Genomic DNA, 18491 nt, shown 5'->3' on the forward strand with positions numbered 1-18491 from the left:
CTGCCGGGCATGTCACATATGTTGCAATATATGTCGTTTTGACTTTAAGAACCTGTTGCAACATCACGTTATAACGAAAGCGGGCAAGCGGGAGACGTGCTGAGGGCAATTGGTATAACCAATACGAAAATAAAACAATTGTTTAACAATTGATTATCAATAAAAAGACAATTGAAGAACAAAAAATAAATCTGTAGTGGCTGAATCGAGTAAGGGAAATAGTATATATAAAAGGCGTCAATAATTTCCAAATTCTTTGGCGCACAAAATAACAAATAATATTTTTAGTAATTGTTGTTTATTTAGCCGTTATAATTACGCAGGGTGATTACAACGGCGATATTAATGTGGATTTTTACGCCAGGCGGGTTTTGCGCAGTGCCAGATAATCCAGCAATCCACCAAAAACGACCCCGCAGACCGCGACCACCACCGAGATTTCCAGCAGTTCCGGCAGGAAGGAGAAGTGGGTGTAATCCAGCGCGTTCATGGTTAATAGCAGCAGCCAAACCACCAGCAGACAGCAGCCCGCAACCAACGTCATTAATGCCAGGCTGTACGCGCTACGAAATTCCGTGCGCGGAATGAAGCTCTCATTTTGCCAGCTATGTTCCAGAGTCTGACGACAAACCAGCAGCAGTATGAGGCCGGGGATAGCGGCAAACACAGAGAACAAATAAAACGTTGGCCACCCATGCGCTTCAACAAACCAACCTGCTACCGGGCCAACGTAAACGCGACCAACGGCGGAAAGCGCGGAGAGCAGAGCGAACTGGGTCGCTGAAAAGGACTTATTGCACAGCGTCATTAATAAGGCGACAAACGCTGCCGTACCCATGCCACCACACAGGTTTTCAAAGAAGACGGCGGCGGCCATACTGAACATGTGTTTGTCAGTGATGGACAATAGCCAGTAGCCCGCATTCGACGCCCCCTGCAGGATGCCGAAAATCAGCAATGCGCGAAACAGCGAAAGGCGTTGCATCAGGATCCCGCCGTACAGCGCGCCAACGATGGTTGCCAGCAGTCCGAGCGTTTTATTCACCACGCCTACTTCACCCGCATCAAATCCGACGCCGCGGATTAAAAATGTTGTAGTCAGGCTCATGGCAAAGGCATCCCCGAGCTTATATAGAACGATAAGCAGCAGAATTAGCCAGGCGTTGTTACGACCAAAGAAGTCGCGCAGCGGTGCCACAACCGCTTGCTCCAGCGTTTTGGGCACCGGAATGGCATCAGTCGGTTCGGGCGCTAGCAGGGTAGCAATGATGCAAGGTATCAGCAGCGCCGCCATCAGCCAGTACATTCCTTGCCAGCCCAGCCAGCGGTCGGCCATCCACAGAGCCAGCCCACCGGAAACCAGCATCCCTAAACGATAGCCCAGCACGCTGATAGCCGCGCCGGTGCCGCGTTCTTCGGCGGGTAGCACGTCGGTTTTCCATGCGTCAAAGACGATATCCTGCGATGCCGAGCAAAACGCGATCACCACCGCAAGCGCGGCCATCCAGCGTAGCTGCGTGCCAGGCTCCAGAAAGCCCATCGCGGCGATAGAAATCAGTAACAGCACCTGAGTTGCCAGCAACCAACCACGGCGTCGACCTAAAAACGGCGGCGTGTAGCGGTCCATTAGCGGAGACCAGAGGAACTTAAACACGTAGGCCTGGCCGACCAGAGAAAAGAAACCGATGGTTTTAAGATCGATATTCTCGACCGTCATCCATGCCTGAAGCGTACCCGAGGTCAGTGCGAGCGGTAAACCGGAGGCGAATCCCAGTATGAGCAGGATAGCTGAACGTGGTTGCTGAAAAATACGTAAGTAATGACTGGACATGGGCTTCTATAGGCCCGACGAACGCCGGGCCATATGGGCAGAAATTAACGAGCGTTCTGCTTGATGAAATCGTGAACGCTGGTGTCCTGAGACATATCAGCGATGGTATCGGTCAGCACGCTGTTAACGGCGTCAGCGATATTTTTGTTAGAGGCCTGCAGTGCGCCTTCAACAGAATAGCTTGCGCGGTAGTTTTTGGTCATCTTGTTGCCGTTAGCAGCAGTCGCAATGATGGCGATGTCTGCCTTGGTGGCGATGTTATAGCGCACGCTACCCTGGGACACGTCTGCATACAGCTGGCTAACAATGATTTGCAGGTTAACAGCACCGTTTGGCCCAATCATATAACCGCGTGCGGTCATCTGTTTTTCCAGTACTTCTTGCAGCAGGAAGCGCAGATCGCGGGACGCGGTCAGGGTAACAAGCTGGTTGTCACGGGTAACTTTTGCCAGCGCCTGATCCTGACGCTGGTCGGCACCATTGATGCTAACGGTCACACCCATCAGGCTCGGGTCCTGCTGTGGCAGGGTAATTTTCGGGGAAACTTCAATAGTGGTCGGCGGCGTTGCGCATCCAGCTAACATAAACAGCGCGACAAACGGGACGAGGATTTTTTTAAACATGCCAGGGCTCTCAGCGAATCTAAATTGTATGGTTGGAGAAAATTCCCGCCATCATAACATCGCCAACGATGAGGGGAAGTGGGTAACGCATGTAAATTCATTGTGTTGTCAGTTTTATGTCTTTGTGGAGACCATAAACGGACTTTTTGCAATAAATCGAAGTGAGGATTTAGTGAACTTCATCCATTTGGCTGAGAAAATCAGACAAACGCTAATTTTTTGTTGCTAAGGTGTAATGAAAGCGGTAAAAGCGGCTAGTATTTAAAGGGATGGGTGACATCTCAGCGTTGTCGGAGGAAAAACTTCATGATGATTCGTGAGCAAATAGAAGAAAAATTAAGGGCAGCGTTCCAACCCGTGTTCCTCGAAGTTGTGGATGAAAGCTATCGTCACAATGTCCCGGCAGGTTCTGAAAGCCACTTTAAGGTTGTGCTGGTTAGCGATCGCTTTACAGGTGAGCGTTTTCTGAATCGTCATCGGATGATTTACAGCACCTTAACGGTGGAGCTTTCCACAACCGTTCATGCACTTGCCCTGCATACCTACACCATTAAGGAGTGGGAAGCGTTGCAGGATACGATTTTTGCATCGCCTCCGTGTCGTGGGGCGGGAAGCATCGCGTAAAAACGGATTTGCAACAACCGACGCTTTTCCAGTATGTTGCTACAGATTATGTGAAAACGGCCTGCGGGCCGTTTTGTTTTGTCTGAATTCTGGGGCAGTCGTACAGTATTCAGACAAAAATTAGCCGGGAATTGTGAAAAAAGCCGCAGCAACGCGCGATAACCGTTCTCGACTCATAAAAGTGATGCCGCTATAATGCGCGTCTTATTTTTCGGAATGTCTTCGGGATGATTCTGACGACAGGGAATGTGATTGCTTATGAGAACATCCCAGTTCCGCGAAGCCAACAACCTGTGCTTGCGGAGAAGAGTTGACCGAGCACTGTGATTTTTTGAGGTAACAAGATGCAAGTTTCAGTTGAAACCACTCAAGGCCTTGGCCGCCGTGTAACGATTACTATCGCTGCTGACAGCATCGAGACCGCTGTGAAAAGCGAGCTGGTCAACGTAGCGAAGAAAGTGCGTATTGACGGTTTCCGCAAAGGAAAAGTACCGATGAATGTTGTTGCTCAGCGTTATGGCGCGTCTGTTCGCCAGGACGTTCTGGGCGACCTGATGAGCCGCAACTTCGTTGACGCGATCATCAAAGAAAAAATCAATCCGGCTGGCGCACCGAACTACGTTCCGGGCGAATACAAACTGGGTGAAGATTTTACTTACGCGGTAGAGTTCGAAGTTTACCCGGAAGTTGAGCTGACTGGCCTGGAAGCAATCGAAGTTGAAAAACCGGTTGTTGAAGTCACCGACGCTGACGTTGACGTGATGCTGGACACCCTGCGTAAGCAGCAGGCTACCTGGAAAGACAAAGACGGCGCTGCAGATGCAGAAGACCGTGTAACCATCGACTTCACCGGCTCTGTAGACGGCGAAGAGTTCGAAGGCGGCAAAGCGTCTGACTTCGTACTGGCGATGGGCCAGGGGCGTATGATCCCAGGCTTTGAAGAAGGCGTTAAAGGCCGCAAAGCTGGCGAAGAGTTCACTATCGATGTGACCTTCCCGGAAGAGTACCACGCTGAAAACCTGAAAGGTAAAGCCGCTAAGTTCGTTATCAACCTGAAGAAAGTTGAAGAGCGCGAACTGCCGGAACTGACTGAAGAATTCATCAAACGTTTCGGCGTTGAAGATGGTTCCGTAGCGGGTCTGCGCGCTGAAGTACGTAAAAACATGGAACGCGAGCTGAAAGGCGCTGTGCGTAACCGCGTTAAATCTCAGGCGATCGAAGGTCTGGTAAAAGCTAACGACATCGACGTTCCGGCTGCTCTGATCGACAGCGAAATCGATGTTCTGCGTCGTCAGGCTGCACAGCGTTTTGGCGGCAACGAAAAACAAGCTCTGGAACTGCCGCGTGAACTGTTCGAAGAACAGGCTAAGCGTCGCGTAGTTGTAGGTCTGCTGCTGGGCGAAGTGATTCGTACCAACGAGCTGAAAGCTGACGAAGATCGCGTTAAAGGCCTGATCGAAGAGATGGCTTCTGCTTACGAAGATCCGAAAGAAGTTGTTGAGTTCTACAGCAAAAATAAAGAGCTGATGGACAACATGCGTAACGTCGCTCTGGAAGAGCAGGCTGTTGAAGCCGTTCTGGCGAAAGCGAAAGTGACTGAAAAAGCCACTTCCTTCAACGAGCTGATGAACCAGCAGGCGTAATTCGTCGCTTATTTAGCACGAATTTCGTACGCAAGCCCGTCACCTTTTGGTGGCGGGTTTTTTTTTGTCACGGATTTTGCATGGGAAGAGTGCGAAAACAGCGTTTCAGTGTTAGCGTTACAACAAAAGATTGTTATGCTTGAATTATGGCGATGTCGTACCCATTACAGAGGGACTAGCTGATAATCCGTCCATAAGGTTACAATCAGCACAGCAGGTTTTTTCAAATTTTATCCAGGAGACGGAAATGTCATACAGCGGCGAACGAGATAACTTTGCACCCCATATGGCGCTGGTGCCGATGGTCATTGAACAGACCTCACGTGGTGAGCGCTCTTTTGATATCTATTCTCGTCTACTTAAGGAACGCGTCATTTTTCTGACCGGCCAGGTCGAAGACCATATGGCTAACCTGATCGTGGCGCAGATGCTGTTCCTGGAAGCAGAAAACCCAGAAAAAGATATCTACCTGTATATCAACTCCCCTGGTGGAGTGATCACTGCCGGGATGTCTATCTATGACACCATGCAGTTTATTAAGCCGGACGTCAGCACCATTTGTATGGGCCAGGCGGCCTCAATGGGCGCGTTCCTGCTGACTGCCGGGGCGAAAGGTAAACGTTTTTGCCTGCCTAACTCTCGCGTCATGATCCACCAGCCTCTGGGCGGTTACCAGGGCCAGGCAACGGATATTGAAATTCATGCCCGTGAAATCCTGAAGGTAAAAGGGCGCATGAACGAACTTATGGCGCATCATACGGGTCAATCTCTTGAGCAGATTGAACGTGATACCGAGCGCGATCGCTTCCTCTCCGCTTCTGAAGCGGTAGAGTACGGTCTGGTCGACTCGATTTTGACCCATCGTAATTAATGCCCAGCGCGCAGGTGTACCGCTATAATTACCTGGAGCGGCACAACGCTGACTAGCGTCTTGCGCCTGAGAATGGCATTTGCGTCGTCGTGTGCGGCACAAAGAACAAAGAAGAGGTTTTGACCCATGACAGATAAACGCAAAGATGGCTCGGGCAAATTGTTGTACTGCTCTTTTTGCGGCAAAAGCCAGCATGAAGTGCGTAAGCTGATTGCCGGACCATCCGTGTATATCTGCGACGAATGTGTTGATTTATGTAACGACATCATTCGCGAAGAGATTAAGGAAGTAGCACCGCACCGTGAACGCAGTGCGCTGCCGACGCCACATGAAATTCGCAACCACCTGGACGATTACGTTATCGGTCAGGAGCAGGCGAAGAAAGTGCTGGCGGTCGCGGTATACAACCATTACAAACGTCTGCGCAACGGCGACACCAGCAATGGCGTCGAGTTGGGCAAAAGTAACATCCTGCTGATTGGCCCGACGGGTTCCGGTAAAACGCTGCTGGCTGAAACGCTGGCACGCCTGCTGGACGTTCCGTTCACTATGGCCGATGCCACCACGCTGACCGAAGCCGGTTATGTGGGTGAAGATGTTGAAAATATTATTCAGAAACTGCTGCAGAAGTGCGATTACGACGTGCAGAAAGCACAGCGCGGGATCGTCTATATCGATGAAATCGACAAGATTTCTCGTAAGTCTGACAACCCGTCCATTACCCGTGACGTTTCCGGCGAAGGCGTACAGCAGGCGCTGTTGAAACTGATCGAAGGTACGGTTGCTGCCGTTCCACCGCAGGGGGGGCGTAAACATCCTCAGCAGGAATTCCTGCAGGTTGATACCTCCAAGATCCTGTTTATCTGTGGCGGTGCCTTTGCCGGTCTGGATAAAGTCATTGCTAACCGTGTTGAAACGGGCTCCGGCATTGGTTTTGGCGCAACGGTAAAAGCGCAGTCTGATAAAGCCAGTGAAGGTGAACTGCTGTCGCAGGTGGAGCCGGAAGATCTGATCAAATTTGGTCTGATCCCTGAGTTCATCGGGCGTCTGCCGGTTGTAGCGACGCTGAGCGAACTGAGCGAAGAAGCGCTGATCCAGATCCTGAAAGAGCCGAAAAACGCCCTGACCAAGCAGTACCAGGCGCTGTTCAATCTTGAAGGTGTTGATCTGGAATTCCGTGAGGAAGCGCTGGATGCGATCGCCAAGAAAGCGATGGCACGTAAAACCGGTGCTCGTGGTCTGCGTTCTATCGTCGAAGCCGCACTGCTTGACACCATGTACGATCTGCCTTCTATGGAAGACGTCGAAAAAGTGGTGATCGATGAGTCGGTGATTGGCGGCCAGAGCAAGCCATTGCTGATTTACGGTAAGCCGGAAGCGCAGCAGGCATCTGGCGAATAATTCATCAATTCATACAGACATTTAATTAATAAGGGGGGATTTTATCTCCCCTTTTATTTTTCCGTAAACATGGCGTTGAATGTGTGGGAAACATCCCCATATACTGACATACATGTTAAAGGTGGTGTGGAGCACAGTCGTACCACCTGATTACCTGGCGGAAACTAAACTAAGAGAGAGCTCTATGAATCCTGAGCGTTCTGAACGCATTGAAATCCCCGTATTGCCGTTGCGCGATGTGGTGGTTTATCCGCACATGGTCATACCCTTATTTGTAGGGCGGGAAAAATCTATCCGTTGTCTGGAAGCGGCTATGGACCATGATAAAAAAATCATGCTGGTTGCCCAGAAAGAAGCGTCAACGGATGAGCCGGGTGTAAACGATCTTTTCACCGTCGGGACCGTGGCCTCTATTTTGCAGATGCTGAAACTGCCTGACGGCACCGTAAAAGTGCTGGTCGAGGGGTTACAGCGCGCGCGTATTTCAGCGCTGTCTGACAACGGCGAGCACTTCTCTGCGAAAGCGGAGTACCTTGACTCGCCTGCTATTGATGAGCGCGAACAGGAAGTGCTGGTGCGTACCGCTATCAGCCAGTTCGAAGGCTATATCAAGCTGAACAAGAAAATCCCGCCCGAAGTGCTGACGTCGCTGAACAGCATTGACGATCCTGCACGTCTGGCGGACACCATCGCTGCGCACATGCCGCTGAAGCTTGCTGACAAGCAGTCCGTACTGGAGATGTCCGACGTTAACGAACGTCTGGAATATCTGATGGCGATGATGGAATCTGAAATCGATCTGCTGCAGGTTGAGAAACGCATTCGCAACCGCGTGAAAAAGCAGATGGAAAAATCCCAGCGTGAGTACTATCTGAACGAGCAGATGAAAGCCATTCAGAAAGAGCTCGGCGAGATGGACGATGCGCCGGACGAAAACGAAGCGTTGAAGCGTAAAATCGACGCGGCGAAAATGCCGAAAGAGGCAAAAGAGAAAGCGGAAGCAGAACTGCAGAAGCTGAAAATGATGTCTCCGATGTCAGCGGAAGCGACCGTAGTCCGTGGCTACATCGACTGGATGGTTCAGGTGCCGTGGAATGCGCGTAGCAAGGTCAAAAAAGATCTGCGTCAGGCTCAGGAAATCCTCGATACTGACCATTACGGTCTGGAACGCGTCAAAGACCGTATTCTTGAGTATCTCGCGGTTCAAAGCCGTGTGAATAAAATCAAGGGGCCGATCCTGTGCCTGGTTGGGCCGCCGGGGGTAGGTAAAACTTCTCTGGGACAGTCCATCGCTAAAGCAACCGGACGTAAATACATCCGTATGGCGCTGGGTGGTGTGCGTGATGAAGCTGAAATTCGCGGTCACCGCCGGACCTATATTGGTTCGATGCCGGGTAAACTGATCCAGAAAATGGCTAAAGTGGGCGTTAAAAACCCGTTGTTCCTGCTTGATGAGATCGACAAAATGTCTTCCGACATGCGTGGCGATCCGGCTTCCGCACTGCTTGAGGTGCTGGATCCAGAGCAGAACGTGGCGTTCAGCGATCACTACCTGGAAGTGGACTACGATCTCAGCGACGTGATGTTCGTTGCGACCTCTAACTCCATGAATATTCCCGCACCGTTGCTGGATCGTATGGAAGTGATCCGTCTGTCCGGGTATACCGAAGACGAGAAGCTGAACATTGCTAAACGTCACCTGTTGCCGAAACAGATTGAGCGTAACGCGCTGAAAAAAGGCGAGCTGACGGTCGACGATAGCGCCATTGTGGGCATTATTCGTTATTACACCCGTGAAGCTGGCGTGCGTAGTCTGGAGCGTGAAATTTCCAAACTGTGCCGTAAAGCGGTGAAACAGCTGCTGCTCGACAAGTCGCTGAAACATATTGAGATCAATGGCGACAACCTGCACGACTACCTGGGCGTACAGCGCTTTGACTATGGCCGCGCGGACAACGAAAACCGCGTTGGTCAGGTAACCGGTCTGGCATGGACGGAAGTGGGCGGCGATCTGCTGACCATCGAAACCGCTTGCGTACCAGGTAAAGGCAAGCTGACCTACACCGGTTCTCTGGGTGAAGTCATGCAGGAATCCATTCAGGCTGCGCTGACCGTGGTGCGCGCGCGTGCGGAAAAACTGGGTATTAATCCGGACTTTTACGAAAAACGCGACATCCACGTTCACGTACCTGAAGGGGCGACGCCGAAAGACGGTCCGAGTGCAGGTATTGCCATGTGTACCGCGCTGGTTTCTTGTCTGACCGGTAACCCGGTTCGCGCCGACGTGGCGATGACCGGCGAGATCACCTTGCGTGGCCAGGTTCTGCCTATTGGTGGTTTGAAAGAAAAACTGCTGGCGGCACACCGTGGTGGTATTAAAACGGTCTTAATTCCAGACGAAAACAAACGTGACCTGGAAGAGATTCCGGACAACGTAATTGCCGATCTGGACATCCATCCGGTGAAACGCATTGAGGAGGTTCTGACGCTCGCGTTGCAAAATGAGCCCTCCGGAATGCAGGTTGTGACCGCAAAATAGTGACCTCGCGCAAAGAGCACTAATAAAAACAGGGCTGGCAGGCCATTTCGGACTTGCCAGCCTTTTTTTGTATAGCTAATTTAGATGACGGATTGGGCTTGCCATCATTAACGGGTGTTGTAAGGGCATGGCAGGCCTGATATAACTGCTGCGCGTTCGCACTTTGAAGGATTCAGGTGCGATATAAATTATAAAGAGGAAGAGAAGAGTGAATAAATCTCAACTGATCGACAAAATTGCTGCAGGGGCTGATATCTCTAAAGCTGCGGCTGGACGTGCGTTAGATGCAATTATTGCTTCTGTTACTGAATCTCTGAAAGAAGGTGATGACGTAGCGCTGGTAGGTTTTGGTACTTTTGCCGTTAAAGAGCGTGCTGCCCGTACTGGTCGCAACCCGCAAACAGGTAAAGAGATCACCATCGCCGCGGCTAAAGTACCGGGCTTCCGTGCAGGTAAAGCACTGAAAGACGCGGTAAACTAAGTGATTTCCCCTTTGGGGATGTGACGAAGTACAAGGGCGCATCGACTGATGTGCCTTTTTTATTTGTAATTCCGGTACTTTCTACGCGTTGTGGGCTGACAATTGCCCCTGTTTCTTGTCACAATAGGCCTTTGTACGCAGCGTTCAGGAAACGCTATGCTGCGTGAAGCATATATACTCAAAATCCTTGCCGCCGCTGTGGTGACAACGCGCAGGCGGCTTGAGAGATAACGCGTATAGTCATCTACAGCGGAGTGTGGTTACACCATGATGGACAGCTTACGCACGGCTGCTAACAGTCTCGTGCTCAAGATTATTTTCGGTATCATTATCGTGTCGTTCATTTTGACCGGCGTGAGTGGTTACCTGATTGGCGGGGGCAATAACTTCGCCGCCAAAGTGAATGGCCAGGAGATTAGCCGCGGGCAGTTCGAGAATGCGTTCAACAGCGAACGTAACCGCATGCAGCAACAGCTGGGCGATCAATACTCCGAGCTGGCTGCGAACGAAGGCTACATGAAAACGCTGCGTCAGCAGGTGCTGAATCGTCTTATTGACGAAGCGCTGCTGGATCAGTACTCCCGCGAGCTTAATCTCAACATCAGCGACGATCAGGTTAAACAGGCTATTTTCGCCACGCCTGCGTTCCAGGTGGACGGTAAATTTGATAACAATCGCTACAACGCGATTGTTAATCAGATGGGAATGACCGCAGACCAGTACGCTCAGGCATTACGTAATCAGCTTACTACCCAGCAACTGATTAACGGCGTTGCCGGTACGGACTTCATGCTGAAAGGCGAAACGGACGAGCTGGCGGCGCTGGTCGCACAGCAGCGTATCGTTCGCGAGGCGACAATTGACGTTAACGCACTGGCCGCGAAGCAGTCTGTTACCGAGCAGGAAGTTGCCAGCTACTACGAGCAGAATAAAAACAACTTTATGACGCCGGAACAGTTCCGCGTGAGCTACATCAAGCTGGATGCTGCTGCTATGCAGGAGACGGCCAGCGATGCGGATATTCAGGCTTATTATGACCAGCATCAGGATCAGTTCACTCAGCCGCAGCGTAACCGCTACAGCATCATTCAGACCAAAACGGAAGATGAAGCCAAAGCGGTACTGGACGAGCTGAACAAAGGCGGTGATTTCGCTGCGCTGGCAAAAGAAAAATCTGCTGACATCATCTCTGCCCGTAAAGGCGGCGACATGGGATGGCTGGAAGATTCCACCACCCCGGATGAGCTGAAGAATGCCGGTCTGAAAGAGAAAGGCCAGCTGTCAGGTGTGATTAAGTCTTCCGTTGGTTTCCTCGTTGCGCGTCTTGACGACGTGCAGCCTGCGCAGGTTAAACCGCTGAGCGAAGCCCGCGACGACATTGCGGCGAAAGTGAAGCAGGAAAAAGCGCTGGATGCCTACTATGCGCTGCAGCAGAAAGTGAGCGATGCCGCCAGCAACGATAACGAATCCCTGGCGGGTGCGGAGCAGGCGGCGGGTATGAAAGCGGTTGAAACGGGCTGGTTTAGCCGTGACAGTCTGCCGGAAGAGCTGAACTTCAAACCGGTCGCTGACATCATTTTCAATGGTGGTTTGGTTGGTGAGAACGGTACGCCTGGCAGTAACTCCGACATCATCACCGTGGATGGCGATCGCGCGTTTGTACTGCGTATTGCAGAGCACAAAGCTGAAGCCGTTAAACCACTGGCTGAAGTGAAAGATCAGGTAACTGCGCTTGTTAAGCACAATAAAGCAGAGCAGCAGGCGAAGCTTGATGCCGATAAACTGCTGGCGGATCTGAAAGCTGGTAAGGGCGATGAAGCCATGAAAGCGGCGGGTCTGAGCTTTGGCGAAGCGAAAACGCTGAGCCGTACGGGTCAGGATCCGCTGAGTCAGGCGGCCTTTGGCCTGAGCCTGCCGGCGAAAGACAAACCGAGCTACGGCGTGGCGAACGACATGCAGGGTAACGTTGTACTGCTGGCGCTGGACGAGGTGAAAGCCGGTTCTATGCCTGAAGAGCAGAAGAAAGCGATGGTTCAGGGGATTACCCAGAACAATGCGCAGATTGTCTTTGAAGCGCTGATGAGCAACCTGCGTAAAGCCGCAAAAATTAAAGTCGGTGACGCGCTGGAACAGCAGCAATAACCGAGGCTACTCGCAAAAAATTGCAAAAAGTTGTATCAACCAAAGGCCGCTTTCGCGGCCTTTTCCATTTCTGATATTTGCCGTTTGTCTGCCGTTCTGCACCTCGCTATCGTGATTCCACTGTTAACAAACAAGGAGAAAACAGTATGAAACATGGAATCAAAGCCCTGCTTATTACCCTTTCATTGACCTGCGCCGGTATGGCTCAAAGCGCACTGGCTGCAGAGCCAGTCGCCAAAAGCCAGGCGACTCAAGCCAAAGCGGATGCTACGGGAGTAGCACAAAGCAAAGCCACGCAACCGGCTAAAGCGAGCGATGATGAAGGCACCAGGGTAAGCATCAACAGCGCTTCTGCGGAGGATTTAGCGCGAGTCATGAATGGCGTAGGTCTGAAGAAAGCACAGGCGATTGTGAGCTATCGTGAGGAGTACGGGCCGTTTAAAACGGTGGAGGACTTAAAGCAGGTGCCGGGCATGGGGAGTTCGCTGGTAGAGCGCAATCTGGCAGTTTTAACACTTTAATAACTTGCAGAGTGCTAAAAATTTGCCAGACTGTAGAGGTCATACCAGTTATGACCTCTTACCCTGAAGTGTGTTCCTATAAAAACAACGTAAGGCTCCTGCGCTATGCAAACACAAATCAAAGTTCGTGGTTTTCATCTTGATGTCTATCAGCACGTTAACAATGCTCGCTATCTTGAGTTTCTGGAAGAAGCCCGCTGGGATGGCCTGGAAAACAGCGACAGCTTTCAGTGGATGACCGCACACAACATCGCTTTTGTGGTCGTGAATATTAACATTAACTACCGCCGCCCTGCGGTGCTGAGCGACCTGCTGACCATTACCAGTCAGGTGCAACAGCTAAATGGCAAAAGCGGTGTGTTGAACCAGACTATCACCCTGGAGCCGGAAGGACAGGTGGTGGCAGACGCGTTGATTACCTTCGTCTGTATTGATTTGAAAACGCAAAAGGCGCTACCGCTGGAAGGGGAGTTGCGCGAAAAACTGGAGCAGATGGTGAAGTGATGGAAGAAAGCCTGACGGCGCTTCGCTTATCAGGCTTACGGGCGATATTGACCACGGTGAATGTCGAAAGCCGGATAAGGTGCGTGCACCGCCATCCGGCAAAACGATCACTTTAGTCCTGTTTTCTGCTTCATTGCCGCCATCACTGCCGGTTTATCTGCCAGATAATGGTTCAGGCCGTTGGCGCGCAGATTACAGGCCGCGCAGTGACCGCAACCGTCACCTTTGATGCCGTTATAGCAGGTCAGCGTTTCTTCGCGTACCAGGTCCAGCTTGCCCCAGTAATCGGCCAGTGCCCAGGTTTCGGCTTTATCGATCCACATCAGCGGGGTTTCAAAGCGGATATCTTTCGCCATTCCCAGGCTTACGGCATGGTTCAGGGCTTTGACGAACTCATCGCGGCAGTCCGGATACCCAGAGAAATCCGTTTCACAAACGCCGGTAATGACCGCCTCCGCCTGCACCTGATACGCGTAAATCGCCGCCAGCGTTAAAAACAGAATATTGCGTCCTGGCACAAAGGTATTGGGAATGCCGTTCGCATCCGGTTCGTAATCGGGTACCGGAATGTTATCGCGGGTCAGGCTGCTGACGGCCAGTTCGCTGAGCAGCGTTACATCAAGTACCTTGTGCGCACGCGCGCCAAGTTTTAAGGCCAGGTCACGTGCGACATCAATCTCAGCGCGATGGCGCTGACCATAATCAAAGGTCACGCAGTGCACTTCATCATATTGATGCAGCGCTTGCGCCAGACAGGTTGTGGAGTCCTGACCCCCACTGAATACAACAACGGCACGTTTCATGGTTTTTCCTGACAAATAACGAAACCCTTATGGTAGCGCCTGGGCGTGTCGCCGACCAGCTTCTTCACGCCGACGGGGGCGGTAGCCAGGCTTCGGTAAATTCAAACCAGCCGCGAGGATTCAGGCGTACGCCGTTCACGCCCGGCGGAGCGCTAATACGATAGTGATAATTGAACAGCGGTGTCAGGGTCGCGTCATGCATCAGCGAGGCGAAAACGTGTTGTAAAGCCGCATGACGATCGTCCTCATCGGCCTGGATTTGCAGGGCATCCAGGGTGGTTTGCAGATGAGTATATGCCGGCGAGCTCAATACATGTGACCAGAGTTGATCGCAGCGCAGCCACTGTTCGAGGGTATATTCAGGTGCTTCGCCAATCAGCCTGTCGCCCATCATCAGGTCGGCCTGGGCTAAAGGATGGTCGCCATCCCAGTTTTTAGCATTATGAAAAATAAGCGTTAATTCACAGCCGAGTAGCGCTAGCGCCTGGCGAAGCTGTTCAGCCATGGCGTGCAATTCTACCGGCAGGTGATAGGCCAGCGTAAGCTTTTCCGGTAGCGGCACGTCGTCCAGTTCATCCCATTGGGGGATCGTCCATCCCGGCAGCAGCGCATTGCTTGGCGTGATCAGGTTTTCATCCACGTCAAGCGTTTGTAGCAGGGAAGAGCGGTGGATAATATTGACCAGGCGACGGGCCTGCTGCGTATTCAGCCGCGCGCTTTTTCTGAGCGTGAGATAGCAGAAACCGAGGCTGATCCCGCTGCTTACCTGGCTTAGCATGGGAAGCTCTTCGGGTTTACCAATTGCAATTTGAACCGGATGGCGACAGCTGGTGCCCAAATCCTGGGAGAAAAGCTGCGGGGTTATCCAGTATTCAATGGCTTTTAGTAGCGGATGACTCAGGTGGTAGTGATCGTGACTCTCGATGCGCACCAGGTCTGGGGTAAACAGCGCCAACCTGAACGGACCGGTACCAACAAACGGGAGTTCGGGATGTGCCAGGTGACTGCTGTAGCTTGCCAGACGATGCGCCAGCCAGAAGTCGGGGCGATGCAAAATAAAGGTTAGGCACTGGGGATGCGTCACCTCAATGCGCTTTACGCTGATAAACAGCTTGTTTAACGCGGGTAGCTCTAACAGCTTCAGCAACTGTTGATGTAGCTGTGTGCTGCTGACCGCATCGCCGTTATGCCAGTACAGGGTGGAGCGAATATAGAAATCCCAGCGCTGGCCGTCGGCGGAGATATTCCAGTGGTGGGCTAAATCTCCGCAGGGGCGTTGCGTAATACTGTCGAACCGGGTCAGGCCCGAGAATATTTGTCCGGCGAGGTGTTGCTCTGCGCGACCAGGGAGAAATCCAGGGTGCAAAGGGTCGAGCTGGCGGTAATAGGGGATACGCAGGGTTGGCGTGTCGTTTTGCCACTGCCCGCCCATAAACGGCTGGAGCAGCGTTCTTAATTCTCCCGGCGCCAGCTGGGCCAGCTCCAGTACGCTAAGTTGCTCCCCCTTTTGCAGCGCTTGTTCCATCATAATGCTGCGTAGCGAATCTGGCGTCACCAAAAAGCGCAGATGCCCGCGTTTCCCACGTCCCGACTGGGCGTGCCACTCCAGCCAGCCAGCATCCTGCGCTTGCTTCATCAGGGTACGCACGTGGCGCTCGCTGCAAAAACAGCGTTCTGCCAGCTCCCTGACGGTCACCGACTGCGGTTCTCCCGCCGACGGCTGCCACAGGCGTTGGTACTGATTCAGGCGATTCAACAATCTCATATACACGTCATCCTTCAAGCTGCCTCTTTGTTGGCGGCGTTAATTCACCCCAGTCACTGCATGCTCCTGGACGCTCACTCACTTGCCGCCTGGATGCAACTTGAATGATTTTGTGTAATAAACCCGGAACAATTCATTTTATCTATTCACTATTACTTCCGTATATCTCAGGTGATACTGAATCACAAGTTAACCGCGTCACAGTGTGGAGAAAGAAATGGCTCGTCTGGCTGCATTTGATATGGATGGCACCCTTTTGATGCCGAATCACCATTTAGGTGACGAAACGCTTTCAACGCTGGCGCGCCTGCGTGAACGCGAGATCACCCTGACATTTGCCACCGGCCGCCATGTGCTGGAGATGCGCCATATTTTGGGGTCTATCTCACTGGACGCCTTTTTGATCACGGGTAACGGCACGCGCATTCACTCTGTTGAGGGCGATGTATTGCACCGTCAGGATCTGGATCCGACTGTGGCGGATATCGTGTTACATCAGAAGTGGGATACCACAGCCAGCATGCATGTCTTTAATGACAACGGTTGGTTCACCGGACAAGAGATCCCATCGCTGCTACAGGCGCATGTGTATAGCGGATTTCGCTACCAGATCGTCGATGTGAAACGTATCCCGGCTCATCAGGTAACGAAAGTCTGTTTCTGTGGGGATCATGACTCCCTGATCCAATTACGCATTCAACTGAATGAGGCGCTGGGTGAGCAGGCAAATCTCTGTTTTTCCGCGGTTGATTGCCTTGAGGTGCTGCCGCTGGGCTGTAACAAAGGATCGGCGCTGGCGGTACTAAGCGACCACTTAGGTTATTCAATGGCCGAATGTATGGCGTTTGGCGATGCCATGAACGATCGCGAAATGTTAGGTAGCGTTGGGCGCGGCCTGATTATGGGTAACGCGATGCCACAACTGATTGCTGAACTGCCGCATTTGTCGGTGATTGGGCATTGCCGCAATCAGGCGGTGTCACACTTTTTGACGCATTGGCTGGACAATCCGCATCTACCTTATTCCCCCGAATGAGAGATCCCTTCCAGCAAGCCAGACTTCGCGTCTGGCTTTTTTTTATCCCATTAATGGGTGTTCAGAAGCCGGGTGAGTTCCGCTTTCCACGGCGTTAAATCACCGATGTGCGTGTCGATCCACTGCGGGTTGTAGTAGGTTTCAAGATAGCGTTCGCCGCTGTCGCACAGCAGCGTGACCAGTGAACCGCTTTCTCCGGCATCGCGCATACGGGCGGCAAGTTGCAGCGTTCCCCACATGTTGGTGCCGGTTGAAGCGCCGACTTTGCGGCCCAACTGCGTTTCCAGCCAGTGTGCGGTGGCCACGCTTGCGGCATCCGGCACGCGCAGCATTTCATCGACTACGTCAGGAATGAAGGAGGGTTCGACACGTGGGCGGCCGATGCCTTCGATTTTGCTTCCTACCGGGCTGCGTAACGTTGCATCGCGATCCTGCCAGAAGGGCAGAAAGACTGAGTTTTCCGGATCCACCACCATCAGGCGAGTATCGTAGCCCTGACAGCGAATATAGCGGCCAATGGTTGCAGAGGTGCCGCCGGTTCCGGCGCTCATTACAATATGGCGGGGGACAGGGTTGGGCTCGCACTGCATCTGACGGAAGATGCTGTCAGCAATATTGTTATTGCCACGCCAGTCGGTAGCGCGCTCAGCATAAGTGAACTGGTCCATGTAATGACCGTTCAGCTCACGCGCCAGCTGTTCAGAGGCCGCATAGATTTTACAGGCGCTTTCCACGAAATGACAGCGACCGCCGTAAAACTCAATCTGTTCAATTTTACGCTTCGCCGTACAGGAAGGCATGACGGCAATAAACGGCAGTCCTAACAGTCGAGCGAAATAAGCCTCGGAGACCGCCGTTGAACCGGACGATGATTCAATGATGGTGGTGCCTTCTTTAATCCAGCCATTGCACAATCCGTACAGAAACAGTGAACGCGCCAGACGATGCTTCAGGCTCCCGGTGGGATGCGTGCTCTCATCTTTTAAATAGATCTGAATGCCCGGGAACGCCGGTAGCGACAGACGAATGAGATGCGTATCCGCAGAACGCTGATAATCCGCGTTGATTTCATTGATGGCGTTTTTAACCCAGGAGCTATTCATCATTAATAGATATCCATTTGTCATTTTGTGCCAAGAATAGCGAAAAGCACGGAAAAAATTGTTGCCATTTAGCCTTTAAAATAGAATGTAAGGAGAAAATTCTTCTCTGTGGAGTGGATATGTTAGACAAAATTGACCGTAAGCTGCTTAGCTTACTGCAACAGGACTGCACCCTTTCTTTGCAGGCGTTAGCAGATGCCGTTAATCTGACTACCACCCCTTGCTGGAAACGCCTCAAACGGCTTGAAGATGACGGTATCCTGCTGGGTAGAGTCGCCCTGTTGGATCCAGAAAAACTGGGGCTGGGGCTGACCGCGTTTGTGCTGATTAAGACTCAGCATCACAGCAGTGAATGGTATTGCCGCTTTGTCACCGAAGTCACCGGTATGCCGGAGGTTCTGGGGTTCTGGCGTATGGCAGGGGAATATGATTACCTGATGCGAGTGCAGGTCGCCGATATGAAAAGCTACGATGAATTTTATAAGCGCCTGGTGAACAGCGTACCGGGCCTGTCTGACGTCACCTCCAGTTTTGCGATGGAACAGATTAAATACACAACTGCGCTCCCTATTGAATAACTCTCCCGGCGCTTATTGCCGGAAAT

At 52.0% G+C, this 18491-nt stretch carries 16 protein-coding genes; 11 read left to right on the forward strand and 5 right to left on the reverse strand.

Features of this window, described 5'->3' with window-relative positions:
• Positions 1-355: 355 nt before the first annotated feature.
• A complete protein-coding gene (gene ampG / locus OGV52_RS03545) occupies positions 356-1831 on the reverse strand; it encodes a muropeptide MFS transporter AmpG (RefSeq protein WP_047501919.1) in 1476 nt (491 codons plus the stop codon).
• A 44-nt stretch (positions 1832-1875) separates the two neighbouring features.
• Positions 1876-2454 (reverse strand): lipoprotein, encoded by a 579-nt coding sequence (locus tag OGV52_RS03550; protein ID WP_016152050.1) that lies wholly within the window; start codon positions 2452-2454, stop codon positions 1876-1878.
• A gap of 306 nt (positions 2455-2760) precedes the next feature.
• Between OGV52_RS03550 and bolA the strand changes: the two genes are divergently transcribed.
• The 9 genes from bolA (at position 2761) to fadM (ending at position 13180) form a co-directional block, all read left to right on the forward strand.
• Entirely contained in the window at positions 2761-3078 is a 318-nt protein-coding gene (gene bolA, locus OGV52_RS03555; protein WP_016152051.1) for a transcriptional regulator BolA, read from the forward strand.
• 344 nt (positions 3079-3422) lie between these two features.
• On the forward strand, positions 3423-4721 hold the full coding sequence (tig, locus tag OGV52_RS03560) for a trigger factor (protein WP_287108096.1): 1299 nt from the start codon (positions 3423-3425) through the stop codon (positions 4719-4721).
• A gap of 247 nt (positions 4722-4968) precedes the next feature.
• Positions 4969-5592, forward strand: coding sequence for an ATP-dependent Clp endopeptidase proteolytic subunit ClpP (gene clpP / locus OGV52_RS03565; protein ID WP_003021624.1), 624 nt, complete (start codon positions 4969-4971; stop codon positions 5590-5592).
• A 126-nt stretch (positions 5593-5718) separates the two neighbouring features.
• Positions 5719-6993 carry an ATP-dependent protease ATP-binding subunit ClpX gene (clpX, locus tag OGV52_RS03570; protein ID WP_003831013.1) on the forward strand — a complete coding sequence of 425 codons (1275 nt, stop codon included), beginning with the start codon at positions 5719-5721 and terminating at the stop codon, positions 6991-6993.
• Between the two features lie 184 nt (positions 6994-7177).
• Positions 7178-9532: an endopeptidase La gene (gene lon, locus OGV52_RS03575; RefSeq protein ID WP_016152052.1), complete on the forward strand. Its 2355-nt coding sequence runs from the start codon at positions 7178-7180 to the stop codon at positions 9530-9532.
• 190 nt (positions 9533-9722) lie between these two features.
• On the forward strand, positions 9723-10013 hold the full coding sequence (gene hupB, locus OGV52_RS03580; RefSeq protein WP_219352570.1) for a nucleoid-associated protein HU-beta: 291 nt from the start codon (positions 9723-9725) through the stop codon (positions 10011-10013).
• A gap of 267 nt (positions 10014-10280) precedes the next feature.
• The gene (ppiD, locus tag OGV52_RS03585; RefSeq protein WP_016152053.1) at positions 10281-12155 is read left to right on the forward strand and encodes a peptidylprolyl isomerase; all 1875 of its coding nucleotides are present in this window, start codon (positions 10281-10283) and stop codon (positions 12153-12155) included.
• Positions 12156-12301: 146 nt separating this feature from the next.
• Positions 12302-12676: a helix-hairpin-helix domain-containing protein gene (locus tag OGV52_RS03590; RefSeq protein WP_047416882.1), complete on the forward strand. Its 375-nt coding sequence runs from the start codon at positions 12302-12304 to the stop codon at positions 12674-12676.
• Positions 12677-12781: 105 nt separating this feature from the next.
• Positions 12782-13180, forward strand: coding sequence for a long-chain acyl-CoA thioesterase FadM (gene fadM, locus OGV52_RS03595; protein WP_016152055.1), 399 nt, complete (start codon positions 12782-12784; stop codon positions 13178-13180).
• Between the two features lie 107 nt (positions 13181-13287).
• Here the strand turns inward: fadM and queC are convergent, their stop codons facing one another.
• Positions 13288-13983 carry a 7-cyano-7-deazaguanine synthase QueC gene (queC, locus tag OGV52_RS03600; protein ID WP_003021638.1) on the reverse strand — a complete coding sequence of 232 codons (696 nt, stop codon included), beginning with the start codon at positions 13981-13983 and terminating at the stop codon, positions 13288-13290.
• 64 nt (positions 13984-14047) lie between these two features.
• Entirely contained in the window at positions 14048-15748 is a 1701-nt protein-coding gene (locus OGV52_RS03605) for an SgrR family transcriptional regulator (RefSeq protein WP_287108097.1), read from the reverse strand.
• A gap of 217 nt (positions 15749-15965) precedes the next feature.
• Between OGV52_RS03605 and cof the strand changes: the two genes are divergently transcribed.
• Complete coding sequence (gene cof / locus OGV52_RS03610) at positions 15966-16784, forward strand: HMP-PP phosphatase (RefSeq protein ID WP_047357700.1); 819 nt, start codon at positions 15966-15968, stop codon at positions 16782-16784.
• Between the two features lie 50 nt (positions 16785-16834).
• On the opposite strand, the gene OGV52_RS03615 is transcribed toward cof, so the two are convergent.
• Positions 16835-17890 (reverse strand): PLP-dependent cysteine synthase family protein, encoded by a 1056-nt coding sequence (locus tag OGV52_RS03615; protein WP_287108098.1) that lies wholly within the window; start codon positions 17888-17890, stop codon positions 16835-16837.
• Positions 17891-18006: 116 nt separating this feature from the next.
• On the opposite strand from OGV52_RS03615, the gene decR reads away from it, so the two are divergent.
• Positions 18007-18465 carry a DNA-binding transcriptional regulator DecR gene (gene decR / locus OGV52_RS03620; protein ID WP_016152059.1) on the forward strand — a complete coding sequence of 153 codons (459 nt, stop codon included), beginning with the start codon at positions 18007-18009 and terminating at the stop codon, positions 18463-18465.
• Positions 18466-18491 lie beyond the last annotated feature (26 nt).

This window comes from Citrobacter sp. Cb041, assembly GCF_030336655.1.
GTDB classification, from domain to species: domain Bacteria; phylum Pseudomonadota; class Gammaproteobacteria; order Enterobacterales; family Enterobacteriaceae; genus Citrobacter; species Citrobacter braakii.

Excerpts from the sequence above, each read along its gene's own strand:
- ampG (WP_047501919.1), bottom strand. The coding sequence starts at position 1,831 with ATGTCCAGTCATTACTTACGTATTTTTCAGCAACCACGTTCAGCTATC.
- OGV52_RS03550 (WP_016152050.1), bottom strand. The coding sequence starts at position 2,454 with ATGTTTAAAAAAATCCTCGTCCCGTTTGTCGCGCTGTTTATGTTAGCT.
- bolA (WP_016152051.1), top strand. The coding sequence starts at position 2,761 with ATGATGATTCGTGAGCAAATAGAAGAAAAATTAAGGGCAGCGTTCCAA.
- tig (WP_287108096.1), top strand. The coding sequence starts at position 3,423 with ATGCAAGTTTCAGTTGAAACCACTCAAGGCCTTGGCCGCCGTGTAACG.
- clpP (WP_003021624.1), top strand. The coding sequence starts at position 4,969 with ATGTCATACAGCGGCGAACGAGATAACTTTGCACCCCATATGGCGCTG.
- clpX (WP_003831013.1), top strand. The coding sequence starts at position 5,719 with ATGACAGATAAACGCAAAGATGGCTCGGGCAAATTGTTGTACTGCTCT.
- lon (WP_016152052.1), top strand. The coding sequence starts at position 7,178 with ATGAATCCTGAGCGTTCTGAACGCATTGAAATCCCCGTATTGCCGTTG.
- ppiD (WP_016152053.1), top strand. The coding sequence starts at position 10,281 with ATGATGGACAGCTTACGCACGGCTGCTAACAGTCTCGTGCTCAAGATT.
- OGV52_RS03590 (WP_047416882.1), top strand. The coding sequence starts at position 12,302 with ATGAAACATGGAATCAAAGCCCTGCTTATTACCCTTTCATTGACCTGC.
- fadM (WP_016152055.1), top strand. The coding sequence starts at position 12,782 with ATGCAAACACAAATCAAAGTTCGTGGTTTTCATCTTGATGTCTATCAG.
- queC (WP_003021638.1), bottom strand. The coding sequence starts at position 13,983 with ATGAAACGTGCCGTTGTTGTATTCAGTGGGGGTCAGGACTCCACAACC.
- OGV52_RS03605 (WP_287108097.1), bottom strand. The coding sequence starts at position 15,748 with ATGAGATTGTTGAATCGCCTGAATCAGTACCAACGCCTGTGGCAGCCG.
- cof (WP_047357700.1), top strand. The coding sequence starts at position 15,966 with ATGGCTCGTCTGGCTGCATTTGATATGGATGGCACCCTTTTGATGCCG.
- OGV52_RS03615 (WP_287108098.1), bottom strand. The coding sequence starts at position 17,890 with ATGATGAATAGCTCCTGGGTTAAAAACGCCATCAATGAAATCAACGCG.
- decR (WP_016152059.1), top strand. The coding sequence starts at position 18,007 with ATGTTAGACAAAATTGACCGTAAGCTGCTTAGCTTACTGCAACAGGAC.